13 protein-coding genes are annotated in these 12289 nt (G+C 55.1%); all 13 read left to right on the forward strand.

Annotated elements, in window-relative coordinates:
• Positions 1-76 precede the first annotated feature (76 nt).
• The 13 genes from fabF (at position 77) to nagZ (ending at position 12279) form a co-directional block, all read left to right on the forward strand.
• Positions 77-1315, forward strand: a complete 1239-nt coding sequence (gene fabF, locus FGI04_RS05735; protein ID WP_342701191.1) for a beta-ketoacyl-ACP synthase II — start codon at positions 77-79, stop codon at positions 1313-1315.
• A 125-nt stretch (positions 1316-1440) separates the two neighbouring features.
• Positions 1441-2244, forward strand: coding sequence for an aminodeoxychorismate lyase (gene pabC / locus FGI04_RS05740; RefSeq protein WP_407336405.1), 804 nt, complete (start codon positions 1441-1443; stop codon positions 2242-2244).
• Positions 2245-2250: 6 nt separating this feature from the next.
• Positions 2251-3285, forward strand: coding sequence for an endolytic transglycosylase MltG (gene mltG / locus FGI04_RS05745; RefSeq protein WP_407336406.1), 1035 nt, complete (start codon positions 2251-2253; stop codon positions 3283-3285).
• On the forward strand, positions 3275-3919 hold the full coding sequence (gene tmk, locus FGI04_RS05750; protein WP_407336407.1) for a dTMP kinase: 645 nt from the start codon (positions 3275-3277) through the stop codon (positions 3917-3919). Before mltG ends, tmk begins: the two co-directional genes overlap by 11 nt.
• Before the next feature lie 7 nt (positions 3920-3926).
• Entirely contained in the window at positions 3927-4937 is a 1011-nt protein-coding gene (gene holB, locus FGI04_RS05755) for a DNA polymerase III subunit delta' (RefSeq protein ID WP_407336408.1), read from the forward strand.
• An 18-nt stretch (positions 4938-4955) separates the two neighbouring features.
• Positions 4956-5750, forward strand: a complete 795-nt coding sequence (locus FGI04_RS05760; RefSeq protein ID WP_342701186.1) for a metal-dependent hydrolase — start codon at positions 4956-4958, stop codon at positions 5748-5750.
• Positions 5751-6077: 327 nt separating this feature from the next.
• Positions 6078-7511 carry a PTS glucose transporter subunit IIBC gene (gene ptsG / locus FGI04_RS05765; RefSeq protein ID WP_342701185.1) on the forward strand — a complete coding sequence of 478 codons (1434 nt, stop codon included), beginning with the start codon at positions 6078-6080 and terminating at the stop codon, positions 7509-7511.
• A gap of 305 nt (positions 7512-7816) precedes the next feature.
• Positions 7817-8878, forward strand: coding sequence for a malate/lactate/ureidoglycolate dehydrogenase (locus tag FGI04_RS05770; RefSeq protein WP_407336409.1), 1062 nt, complete (start codon positions 7817-7819; stop codon positions 8876-8878).
• Positions 8879-8992: 114 nt separating this feature from the next.
• A complete protein-coding gene (gene hinT / locus FGI04_RS05775; RefSeq protein WP_342701183.1) occupies positions 8993-9343 on the forward strand; it encodes a purine nucleoside phosphoramidase in 351 nt (116 codons plus the stop codon).
• Positions 9344-9350: 7 nt separating this feature from the next.
• Entirely contained in the window at positions 9351-9749 is a 399-nt protein-coding gene (locus tag FGI04_RS05780; RefSeq protein WP_407336410.1) for a YcfL family putative periplasmic lipoprotein, read from the forward strand.
• Between the two features lie 21 nt (positions 9750-9770).
• Positions 9771-10364, forward strand: a complete 594-nt coding sequence (gene lpoB / locus FGI04_RS05785; protein ID WP_407273267.1) for a penicillin-binding protein activator LpoB — start codon at positions 9771-9773, stop codon at positions 10362-10364.
• Positions 10342-11196: a protein kinase family protein gene (locus tag FGI04_RS05790; RefSeq protein ID WP_342701180.1), complete on the forward strand. Its 855-nt coding sequence runs from the start codon at positions 10342-10344 to the stop codon at positions 11194-11196. The genes lpoB and FGI04_RS05790 overlap by 23 nt, the downstream gene beginning before the upstream one ends.
• A 57-nt stretch (positions 11197-11253) precedes the next feature.
• Positions 11254-12279 (forward strand): beta-N-acetylhexosaminidase, encoded by a 1026-nt coding sequence (gene nagZ / locus FGI04_RS05795; protein WP_407336411.1) that lies wholly within the window; start codon positions 11254-11256, stop codon positions 12277-12279.
• Positions 12280-12289: the final 10 nt, after the last annotated feature.

The following is a 12289-nucleotide window of genomic DNA, read 5'->3' on the forward strand; positions in this document are numbered from 1 at the left end:
CATATCTAGGCGGTCGCTCGACCGCCTAAGTTTTCTTCTACCTCAGTATCATTTTTTCCCTCCCTGGAGGATCAGCGTGTCTAAGCGTCGAGTAGTTGTGACTGGTCTGGGCATGTTATCTCCTGTCGGCAATACAGTAGCGTCATCCTGGAATGCTCTGCTTGCCGGTCAGAGTGGTATCAGCCTGATTGATCATTTCGATACTAGTGCCTATGCAACGCGTTTTGCTGGCTTAGTAAAGGACTTTAACAGTGAAGACTTCATCTCGCGCAAAGAAGCGCGCAAGATGGATGCCTTTATTCAATACGGAATTGCAGCAGGCATTCAGGCCATGCAGGACTCAGGCCTTGAGGTAACGGAAGCTAATGCGAGTCGTATCGGAGCTGCTATCGGGTCGGGTATTGGTGGGCTAGGGCTGATCGAGGAAAACCATGGCGCGCTGATGCATGGTGGCCCGCGTAAAATCAGTCCGTTCTTTGTGCCGTCTACCATTGTGAACATGGTCGCAGGACACCTGAGCATCATGTTTGGTCTGCGTGGACCTACCATTTCGATTGCCACCGCATGTACTTCTGGTGTGCATAACATCGGCCACGCTGCGCGTATTATCGCGTATAACGATGCCGATGTTATGTTGGCCGGCGGGGCTGAAAAAGCCAGTACACCGTTGGGCGTAGGCGGGTTTGGTGCTGCGCGAGCGTTGTCGACCCGTAACGAAAATCCACAAGCAGCGAGCCGTCCGTGGGATAAAGATCGTGATGGCTTCGTGCTGGGCGACGGTGCCGGTATTCTGGTGCTGGAAGAGTATGAACATGCCAAAAAACGCGGTGCGAAAATTTACGCCGAAATCGTCGGTTTTGGTATGAGCAGCGATGCCTATCACATGACTTCTCCGCCGGAAAGCGGTGCCGGAGCCGCGCTGGCGATGGAAAACGCGTTGCGTGATGCAGGCATTACCACCGATAAAGTGGGTTACATCAATGCACACGGCACGTCTACCTCAGCGGGTGACAAGGCCGAAGCGCAGGCAGTGAAATCCGTTTTTGGTGCAGATACCCGTGTACTGGTCAGTTCGACCAAGTCGATGATCGGCCATCTGTTGGGCGCGGCGGGTGCGGTAGAGTCAATCTTCTGTATCCTGGCGCTGCGTGATAATGCGGTTCCACCGACCATCAACCTGGATAACCCTGATGATGGCTGTGATCTGGATTTTGTAGCGCATGAAGCGCGTCAGGTCGCCAACATGGAATACACCTTGTGTAACTCCTTTGGTTTCGGCGGCACCAACGGTTCTGTGGTGTTCCGAAAAGTCTGATGTGATGCTTTAATAAAGAGCCCGGTTTTGCCGGGTTTTTTTTCGTCTGTGCAAAAATAGGAGTATTGCCGCTTGCCGGACACCCCGGCGATTGACAGGCTTGCACTCTGGCCGGGGAGGCGAATATGTGGTGGGTTGACGGAAAAGCGGAACAGCAACTGCCGGTATCGGATCGCAGTGTACAATTTGGCGATGGTTGTTTTACTACCGCCAGGGTCGTGGCGGGGCAGGTGGTATGGCTGGAGCGGCATATCCATCGGCTTCGGCAGGCGGCGGAAACGTTGCTGTTGCCTGAGGTCGATTGGTCGCGCTTGCGCGATGAGATGCAACAGGCGGCGGCGGGCCGTGCGGATGGCGTCGTAAAAGCCATCATCAGCCGGGGTCATGGTGGTCGTGGTTACAGCTCCGCTGGGTGTAACCAGCCGGTGCGTATCGTGATGCAGGCTCCCTACCCACAGCATTACGTCAACTGGCGTCTGGATGGCATTCGGCTGGCGCTCAGTCCAGTGCCGCTGGCGCAAAATGCGTGGCTGGCGGGTATCAAGCATTTGAACCGGCTGGAGCAGGTATTGATTCGCACGCATCTTGAACGCTCCGGTGCCGATGAGGCGCTGGTGCTTGACACCTCTGGGGCGCTGGTGGAATGCTGTGCCGCTAATTTATTCTGGCGTAAGGGATCGCGGGTTTTTACGCCGGATCTCTCGCTTTGCGGTGTTGACGGTGTGGCACGGCGACATATTATGGCGCTGTTGCAGTCCTCCGCGTTTGAACTCCATGTGGTGTCGGAACCTTTGGAAACGTTGGCGGATGCCGATGAAGTGCTGGTGTGCAATGCGCTGATGCCGGTGATACCCGTGAATCAGGCGCATATCTGGCGTTATCGCTCACGAGAGTTATACGACTTTCTGAGCCCTAACTGTGAGTCATGATGGGTTATGAAGAGAACGAAGTGGGGTCTTGGGATTATTGTTCTGTTGGCGGTGGTTGCCTGGAGCGGGTGGCGGCAAATACAACACTTCGCTGCCTCACCGCTTATCATCAAACAGGAAACCATTTTTACTCTCCCTGCCGGCACGAATCGTGAAGGCTTACAAGCATTACTGACAGAACAGCATATTATCGATGACAGTCACTGGTTTCCCTGGTTACTGCAGTTGGAACCGGAACTGGCCACATTTAAAGCCGGAACCTATCGTCTGACGCCTGCCATGACCGTGCGCGATATGCTGGTGCTGTTAGCCAGTGGCAAAGAGGCACAGTTTTCGGTGCGATTTGTGGAAGGGTCGCGTCTGAAAGAGTGGCTGGAAACGCTGAAGTCGGCCCCGTATCTGCGGCACACGCTGGAGGATAAAACCCCGCAAGAGATTGCTGAAGCGATAGGGCTGAAAGATAAACCGAATCCTGAAGGGTGGTTTTATCCAGATACTTACCTCCATACCGCCGGGATGAGTGATAAGTCGATTCTGCAACGGGCACATCAGCGGATGACCAAAATACTTAATGACGTCTGGACTGCTCGGGATGAGGGGCTGCCGTATAAGTCGCCGGAAGAGCTGCTGGTGATGGCGTCATTGATTGAAAAAGAGACCGCGATTAACGAGGAGCGGCCACTGGTAGCGTCGGTGTTTATCAACCGCCTGCGCGTGGGGATGCGTTTGCAGACTGACCCGACGGTAATCTACGGCATGGGCGAGAACTATAACGGCGTGATTACCCGCAGTGCGCTTGAAGCGGCCACTCCGTACAATACCTATGTGATTAATGGGCTGCCGCCAACACCCATCGCCATGCCGGGTAAGGCATCACTTGAAGCGGCCGCGCATCCGGCCAAAACCAGTTATCTCTATTTCGTGGCCGATGGTAAAGGTGGACATACGTTCACCTCGAATCTAAACGATCATAATCGCGCCGTGCAGGCGTATCGTTCCGCGCAGGCTGCAGCCGCCGGAAAGGAAAAGAATGAACAGTAAATTTATTGTGATTGAAGGGCTCGAAGGGGCGGGGAAGAGCAGCGCTCATGCCGTGGTGGTGGAAACACTGCGCGAGTTTGGTATCGACGATATCGTCTTTACCCGTGAGCCCGGTGGTACGCCACTAGCAGAAAAGTTGCGTACGCTTATCAAACAGGGTGTGGCAGAAGAGAAACTCACGGATAAAGCAGAATTGCTGATGTTGTATGCCGCTCGCGTACAACTGGTGGAGAACGTGATCCGCCCGGCGTTGGCGCGCGGTGCCTGGGTGGTTGGCGATCGACACGATCTCTCGTCTCAGGCTTACCAGGGTGGTGGACGAGGAATGGACCCGCACTTGATGGCGTCATTACGGGACACGGTGTTAGGCAATTTTCGTCCTGATTTGACGCTTTATCTGGATATTCCTCCTGAGCTAGGGCTAAAACGTGCCCGCCAGCGTGGTGAACTGGACCGTATCGAGCAGGAATCGCTGGCGTTTTTCGAACGAACCCGTGCCCGTTATCAGCAATTGGCAGCGGCCGACAACAGTATTGTGACGGTTGACGCGTCCCGCGGGCTGGATGAGGTCAACGCTGATATTCGCCGGGTGCTCCGTGACTGGTTGCAGCGGCTGACCGGGCGAGGGGAGTGAGCGGCTGATGGAGTGGTATCCCTGGCTGAACGCACCTTACCGACAGTTACTGGCGTCGCATCAGGCAAAACGCGGCCATCATGCGGTGTTGTTGCAGGCTATCGAGGGGATGGGCGAGGCATCGCTGGCGTATGCCTTCAGCCGGTGGCTGCTGTGTCAGCAGCCGGAGGGGGCCAAAAGCTGTGGCCGTTGCCATTCCTGTGAGTTGATGAACGCGGGGACCCACCCTGACTGGCATACCCTCAGTCCCGAAAAAGGGAAGCACAGTCTGGGGGTTGACGCGGTGCGTGATGCACTGGAGCAGGTGTATCAGCGTTCGCGGCAGGGAGGCGCCAAGGTCGTTTGGCTGCCACTGGCGGAAAGCCTGACCGAGGCGGCGGCTAATGCGTTGCTAAAAACATTGGAAGAACCGCCAACACAGACCTATTTCCTGCTGGGGTGCCGCGCACCGGGACAGTTGCTGGCGACATTGCGCAGCCGCTGTTTGCATTTATATCTTGATGTACTGGCGCAGGCGCAAGGAATGCAGTGGCTGCGTACGCGCGGGTACGCTGATGAGATGGCATCACAGACCGCATTACGGTTGTCGGCAGGGGCACCACTGGCCGCGGAGGCGCTGCTGCAACCCGACATCTGGAAAGCACGCCAGGCGGTCTGCCAGCAGTTAGGTCTCACTCTGCAATCAGGCGATGCACTGACGCTGTTGCCTGTATTGAATCATGATGACGTTGAACGCCGCATGCACTGGGTTAGCACCGTGTTTCTGGATGCGCTGAAATGGCGCTATCAGGCGGCTAGCCAGCGAACCAACCAGGATCAGGCACCATTAGTGGCGCAACTGGCATCCCAGTGTGGCGATGCCCGCTTGCATGCCAGCCTGCGGTGTTGGTTGCAGTGTCGTCACCAACTGGTGTCGGTGACTGGCGTTAACCGCGAATTGTTATTAACAGAACTGTTGTTGACGTGGGAGTCGGTATTATCGTCTCCTACGTTGCCGATTCCGTCACCTTTTTCCTGAATAGCGGAAGTCCTGATTATGTTGTTAGTTGATTCCCACTGCCATCTTGATGGTTTGGATTATCAGTCCCTGCACCACGATGTGTCTGATGTATTGAACAAGGCACGTGAGCGTGATGTGGGCTTTTTTCTGGCGGTAGCCACCACGTTACCCGGGTTTCGCAAGATGACTGAGTTGATTGGCGAGCGTGACGATGTGGCGTTTTCCTGCGGGGTGCACCCACTCAGCCAGGAAACACCGTATGATTTCGCTGAACTGCGTACACTGGCGGCGCTGCCGTCGGTGGTGGCATTAGGTGAAACCGGGCTGGATTACTATTATCAGCAAGATACCGTCTCTTCGCAGCAGGCGTCGTTTCGTGAACACATTCGCATCGGTCGCGAATTGAATAAACCCGTTATTGTGCATACTCGCTCTGCGCGTGAAGATACGCTGGCTATCCTGCGCGAAGAAAAAGCTGATGAATGTGGCGGTGTACTACACTGTTTTACCGAGGATAAGGAAACAGCGGAGCAACTGCTGGATCTCGGGTTCTACATTTCTTTTTCCGGGATTGTGACCTTCCGCAATGCCGAGGCACTGCGAGATGTCGCGCGCTATGTGCCGTTAGACAGGCTATTGATAGAAACCGATTCTCCGTGGCTGGCACCTGTTCCCTATCGCGGCAAGGAAAACCAGCCCGCGTACGTGCGTGATGTCGCAGAATATCTGGCTGTTCTCAAAAATGTCAGTCTCGAAAAGCTGGCATCCTCCACCACCGAAAACTTCGCCCGTCTATTCCATATTGATCCTGCACGGTTGACCGTGGCGTGATCCTGGTTGAGAATACGCGAGTTTTTTTTGGCTTCGTAATTAATCGCTAATAATCCCTGCCATTTGTAGTGTTTACTGCACGGTGGTAGGGCTAATTTTTGGCGTTAGATCACAAATTATAAGACTTCTGATAGTAACGTGGGTTTCCCATGAGTTGAAACGTGACTGCTATCAAACATTTGATGCAACATTTATTTTACTCTGCGTAAAAATTAATGAGGATGCATATCACATCCCGACCGCGTGAAGGATGACCTCCCCACCTTCAGGTGAACTGTCAGAAACTATCAGAAATAGAAGCACTATTACTCAGGAGCACTCTCTATTATGTTCAAAAATGCATTTGCAAACCTGCAAAAAGTAGGTAAATCGCTGATGCTGCCAGTGTCTGTGCTGCCTATCGCCGGTATTTTGCTGGGCGTCGGGTCAGCCAACTTTAGCTGGTTGCCGACGGTTGTTTCCAGCGTGATGGCGCAGGCAGGCGATTCGGTTTTTGCCAATATGCCGCTGATTTTTGCCATCGGTGTGGCACTGGGCTTCACCAACAATGACGGTGTATCGGCGCTGGCGTCGGTAGTCGCTTACGGCATCATGGTGAAAACCATGGCAGTGGTAGCACCGCTGGTGCTGCACATGTCACCGGCTGATATCGCTGCTAACCACATGGCCGATACCGGCGTGTTGGGTGGGATTATTGCTGGTGCAATCGCCGCTTATATGTTCAATCGTTTTTACCGTATTCGCTTGCCTGAGTACCTGGGCTTCTTTGCCGGTAAACGTTTTGTGCCAATCATTTCTGGTTTGACCGCCATCATCACTGGTGTGGTGCTGTCGTTCATTTGGCCACCGGTGGGGAGTGCGATTCAGACATTTTCTAAATGGGCTGCTTACCAGAACCCAGTGCTGGCATTCGGTATCTACGGTATCGTTGAACGTAGCCTGGTGCCGTTTGGTCTGCACCATATCTGGAACGTACCGTTCCAGATGCAGGTTGGTGAATTCACTAACGCAGCAGGTCAGGTATTCCACGGCGACATTCCGCGTTATATGGCAGGTGACCCGACGGCGGGCAAACTGTCAGGTGGCTTCCTGTTCAAGATGTATGGTTTGCCTGCTGCTGCGCTGGCTATCTGGCATTCGGCGAAACCGGAAAATCGCGCCAAAGTGGGCGGTATCATGATTTCCGCTGCGCTGACTGCGTTCCTGACCGGGATTACCGAACCTATCGAGTTTTCCTTCATCTTCGTAGCGCCGATCCTGTACGTCATCCACGCTATTCTGGCCGGTCTGGCGTTCCCGATTTGTATTCTGCTCGGTATGCGTGATGGTACCAGCTTCTCTCACGGTCTGATCGACTTCATCGTACTGAGTGGCAACGGCAGCAAACTGTGGCTGTTCCCGATTGTTGGTCTGTGCTACGCCGTGGTGTATTACACCATATTCCGCGTGCTGATCACCAAGCTGGACCTGAAAACCCCGGGGCGTGAAGATTCTGCATCCGAGCAGTCTGCTCAGGGCGGTTCTGAAATGGCCGCGTCGCTGGTATCGGCATTCGGTGGTAAAGAAAACATCACCAACCTGGATGCGTGTATTACCCGTCTGCGTGTCAGCGTGGGTGATGTGTCTAAAGTTGACCAGGCTGAGTTGAAGAAACTGGGCGCGGCAGGTGTAGTGGTAGCCGGCTCCGGCGTACAGGCTATCTTCGGTACCAAGTCTGATAACCTGAAAACCGATATGGATGATTACATCCGCAATCACTGAAAGGTCCGTCACCATTGACGGATAACAGGGAGTTGACGAAAGGGGCTGCGGCCCCTTTTTTATTGCTGCCGACTTTGTGTCCTTAAATTCCCGCCCGACTGAACAGAATCGTTTCCCCTAGCGGGATATTCAGCAGTAGGATGATTGACGTTGCCGCGTGTCATGTAACCGTTGGCATTATCATCATCGACAGCGCGATAACCAACGCCGCCCTGAATAATTATATCGTTGGAATAACAAGATCGTTGAATAACAACATCGTCCATCAGCGGCGTATCACAACATCACTTTTCAGAGGGAACAGGATGCAGATTTCAGCTGATCGCTTGACGCAGATAGCGTATGAACTGTTACGTCATGCCGGGTGCGAGCATGATGAGGCTGAGTGTGTGGCGCACCATTTGGTTGGCGCGAACCTCAAAGGACACGACAGTCACGGGGTTGGCATGTTGCCGGAATACGTTAGTTTTATCGCCGCAGGTAACATGCACCCCAATACCCCAGCCCGTTTGGTGCAGGATGGCGGTGCGGTACTGCAGTTCGCGGGCGATCGTGGGTTTGGGCAACGAACCGGACGTGAGGCGATGCAGGCGGCGATTGAGCGGGTGAAAACCACCGGCGTGTGCCTGATGACGCTATCGTCAACCTGCCATCTGGGACGGATCGGGACGTACGGTGAAATGGCGGCGCAGGCTGGCCTGATTTCGATTCATTTCGTTAATGTCAGTGACATTGCACCGCTGGTGGCACCGTTTGGCGGTAGTGACGCACGCTTTGGCACCAACCCCATTTGTATCGCCTTCCCGGGCAGTGACGACAACCCTGACTTTATTCTGGATTTTGCCACCAGCGTGGTAGCACTGGGTAAGACACGCGTAGCCTGGCTGGCGGGGAAAACCTTTGATGAGCCGGTGATGCTAGACCGTGATGGTCATCCGAGCGCAGACCCACGGGTCATGTGGGAAGGGCAGCAAACTGGTGCGCTGCTACCGATCGCGCGCCACAAAGGCGGCGGTCTGATTCTGGCCGCAGAATTACTGGCGGGCATTTTGTCCGGCGGCGGCACTATCCATCCGGGTAACCCGCGCGAAGGCGCGATAGTAAACAACATGACCACGATTCTGATTGACCCGACGAAGCTGGTGGGCATGTCATGGTTGCAACAGGAGTATGATGCCATGCTGGCTTATGTACGTGCGTCGCGCGTGCCGGATCAGTCCGCGCCGATCCTGATTGCCGGAGAACCTGAGCGTCAGGCGCGTACGCAACGTCTGACTGATGGTATCGTCATTTCCGAAGGTGAGTGGCGGAAAATTACCGATGCCGGGTGCTCGTTGGGGATGTCAGCGGCATTTTTTGCGGCGTAATACCTCGCTTAAGGCATGGCATACGCTGACAAAGAGAGTTGAAAAACATTAGATTTATCACTCATACTGCAAGCCGCTTCGCGCAAGAGCGCTTGTTTTTAAAGGAACTGTGTTATGGCTGAAGAAACCATTTTCAGTAAGATCATTCGTCGGGAAATCCCCGCTGATATCGTTTATCAAGACGAACTGGTGACGGCTTTTCGCGACATCGCACCCCGCACTCCCACCCATATTTTGATTGTACCGAATGTGCTGATCCCCACAGTGAATGAGACCGCGCCAGAGCATGAGGCCGCGCTTGGTCGAATGATCACGGTCGCGGGTAAGATTGCGCATCAGGAAGGCATTGCGGATGACGGCTATCGTCTGATCATTAACTGCAATCGCCACGGTGGGCAGGAGGTGTATCACATTCATATGCATCTGCTGGGCGGTCGCCCGCTGGGGCCGCTGCTGGCTGGTTGATACGGCCATGCGTAAGGTATTACCCGAAAGCGTGTTATCGGGCATATTGGTCGCCCTGCTACTGGGGATGTCACTTGTCGGATGTAGCAGGACGACCAGTCTGAGCATTAATTCCAAACAGACATTGGTGCTGGATGCCGCGGTACTGGCTGCGGGCATTCGTGTTTCCAGTCCGTCGTTGTCGCGTGACAATGCAGGTCAGCAGGTGTCGGCTCGTGTCAGCAATACGTCTACACAGCCGGTAACGCTGCACTATCAATTTTACTGGTATGATCGTCAGGGACTGGACGTACCGCCGCTGGGTATCAACCAGACGGTGGTGATCCCTGCTCATACGGATATCTCCCTTGTGGCCACGCATGCTAATCCGGCAGCCAGCCAGGTACGGCTTTATCTTTTTCTCTGATGCGTGATTGAGAGGACAGACATGAAAAAATATCTTGGCATCGTGCTGATGGCGCTGGTGATCGCAGGCTGTAGCAGCCGCGCGCCACAAACAGAACAACCGGCGACTATCGAGCCCGTCGCGCCACCTGTACCGGTGAAACCGACCTTGCCGCCATCAGAAAGTCAGCCGTTGCCGACACCGCCGAAAATTCAGGTACCGGTGCTCAATTGGTCTGCTGCGGTAACGCCGCTGGTAGGGCAGATGGTGAAAACCGACGGTATTGCTAAAGGCAGTATTCTGTTGGTGAACAAGATTAAAAATAACACCAATGGTTCGCTACAGTCTGCTCAGGCGACCACAGCGTTATACAACGCGTTGGCAGCATCGGGACAATTTACGATGGTGTCGCATGAACAGTTAGGCGTAGCGCGGCAATCGTTAGGCTTGTCCGAAGAAGATAGCCTCGAATCGCGTAGCAAAGCGGTGGGTCTGGCCCGTTATGTCGGTGCGCAGTATGTGCTGTACGCGGATGCCAGCGGTGATGTCAAATCACCTGATTTGTCGATGCAACTGATGCTGGTGCAGACCGGTGAGATAGTCTGGTCCGGTAATGGCTCGGTTCGCCAGCAGTGAAGCGTTGCATGCGCTGTTGCAGCAGGCTCTGCCGGCGGTAGCCACCGCCGGTTTTCATTTGCAGCCCGTCTGTGGTCTTAGCCAGCAGAGTTGGCGTGTGCAATCTCCGGCGGGGATATGGCTGGCGCGTGGCGAAACACCACAAGGACGGCAGTTAGGGACCTCCCGCCAGCGTGAGTTCCGTGTGCTGCGTCAGTTGAGCGGGCAAGCGCTGGCACCGCGCCCGGTATGCTGGCGTGATGGCTGGTTATTAGTAGAGTGGCTGGCAGGCTCGGACGTGGATGCCAGCCAGTTTTCGCTATTGCTCACCGAAGGACGGCTGGCGGCGTTAATAGCGCGTTTGCATCACCAGCCACGTTACGGTTATCCGCTGGCCTTGAAACGCTTGATAGCACATCACTGGCTGCATATGGACCCGGCAAGGCGTTCACCGCAGTTGAAGCGCGCCTGTCGATGGCTTATCGACACGCCGTTACCTGCACCGCTATTGATGGCACCGCTGCATCTGGACGTGCATCCCGGCAATCTGCTGCGTACCACGGCAGGCTGGCGGCTGATTGACTGGGAGTATGCGGCAGACGGCGACATCGGGCTGGAACTGGCGTTGTTGTTTCGGGGATGTGAGCTGGATGCGGTGCAGCAGCAGGATTTTTTACAGGCTTACTGCCGTCACTGGCGTGGTTTGTCATTGACGTCGTTGCGGCAACAGGTGGCGCGCTGGCAATATTGGGCGGATTACCTGGTCTTAATGTGGTTCGAAGTCCGCTGGCGGCAAACCGGTGAGCAGAGCTACCGTCAGACCGCCGATGCATTACGTCGGGCAGGCGGGTAGCGCCATGGCAGGTTTTGCGGCCATCAGGCTGATTGCAATTAACAAGAAGAGGTTTTTGTGGGTCCGTTAATGTTAGATGTGGCTGGCTATGAGCTGGACGCGGAAGATCGTGAGGTGCTGGCGCACCCGCTGGTAGGGGGCGTTATCCTGTTCAGCCGTAATTTTCACGATGCTGACCAGTTGGCCGAATTAGTCCGCCAGATGCGGCGTGCCTCGCGTGAACGGTTAGTGGTGGCTGTCGATCAGGAAGGCGGCCGGGTACAACGCTTTCGTCACGGCTTTACCCCATTACCGGCCGCCCAGTCTTTTGCCGCACTGAATCCATTGGCGCAGGCGCAGCAACTGGCACAAGAAGCGGGCTGGGTCATGGCGGCGGAAATAATCACCATGGACATTGATATCAGCTTTGCGCCGGTGTTGGATGTGGGACATCAGAGTGCGGCAATCGGCGATCGTGCTTTCCATAACGACCCGGATACGTTGCTGGCCGTCGCGGAGCATTTTATCGCTGGTATGCGTGCCGCTGGTATGAAAGCGACAGGTAAGCACTTCCCTGGACACGGTGCGGTCACGGCGGACTCCCATAAGGAAACGCCTCAGGATAACCGACCGCTGGCACAAATTCGGGAACGGGATATGCGTGTCTTTCGGGAGTTGATTGCCCGACAGCAGTTGGATGCCATCATGCCTGCACATGTTATCTACCGTGATGCGGATCCTCGTCCGGCCAGCGGGTCGCCGTACTGGCTGAAACAGGTGTTGCGTCAGGAATTGGGGTTCGGCGGCATTATTTTCTCGGATGACCTGTCGATGGAAGGGGCGGCGGTGATGGGCGGCTACGCTGAGCGTGCCCAGGCAGCGTTGGACGCTGGCTGCGACATGATTTTGGTCTGCAATCAGCGTCAGGGAGCCATCAGCGTGTTGGATAATCTGTCGGCGGTCAAAGTACCGGGGTTGGAGACGCTCTATCATCGGGGAATGATCACGCGTCGGGAACTGCTGAATTCATCGCGCTGGAAGCAGGCGACGTCGCAGTTGACGGCATTGAGTGAACGCTGGCAGGCACATAAAGCCGCCGGTTAATCACCGCTAA

Source organism: Dickeya ananatis (assembly GCF_019464615.1).
Classification (GTDB): domain Bacteria; phylum Pseudomonadota; class Gammaproteobacteria; order Enterobacterales; family Enterobacteriaceae; genus Dickeya; species Dickeya oryzae.

Coding starts and splice junctions, on each gene's coding strand:
- holB (WP_407336408.1), top strand. CDS start 3,927: ATGGAGTGGTATCCCTGGCTGAACGCACCTTACCGACAGTTACTGGCG.
- lpoB (WP_407273267.1), top strand. CDS start 9,771: ATGAAAAAATATCTTGGCATCGTGCTGATGGCGCTGGTGATCGCAGGC.
- FGI04_RS05790 (WP_342701180.1), top strand. CDS start 10,342: ATGGCTCGGTTCGCCAGCAGTGAAGCGTTGCATGCGCTGTTGCAGCAG.
- hinT (WP_342701183.1), top strand. CDS start 8,993: ATGGCTGAAGAAACCATTTTCAGTAAGATCATTCGTCGGGAAATCCCC.
- ptsG (WP_342701185.1), top strand. CDS start 6,078: ATGTTCAAAAATGCATTTGCAAACCTGCAAAAAGTAGGTAAATCGCTG.
- FGI04_RS05760 (WP_342701186.1), top strand. CDS start 4,956: ATGTTGTTAGTTGATTCCCACTGCCATCTTGATGGTTTGGATTATCAG.
- mltG (WP_407336406.1), top strand. CDS start 2,251: ATGAAGAGAACGAAGTGGGGTCTTGGGATTATTGTTCTGTTGGCGGTG.
- FGI04_RS05780 (WP_407336410.1), top strand. CDS start 9,351: ATGCGTAAGGTATTACCCGAAAGCGTGTTATCGGGCATATTGGTCGCC.
- pabC (WP_407336405.1), top strand. CDS start 1,441: ATGTGGTGGGTTGACGGAAAAGCGGAACAGCAACTGCCGGTATCGGAT.
- FGI04_RS05770 (WP_407336409.1), top strand. CDS start 7,817: ATGCAGATTTCAGCTGATCGCTTGACGCAGATAGCGTATGAACTGTTA.
- tmk (WP_407336407.1), top strand. CDS start 3,275: ATGAACAGTAAATTTATTGTGATTGAAGGGCTCGAAGGGGCGGGGAAG.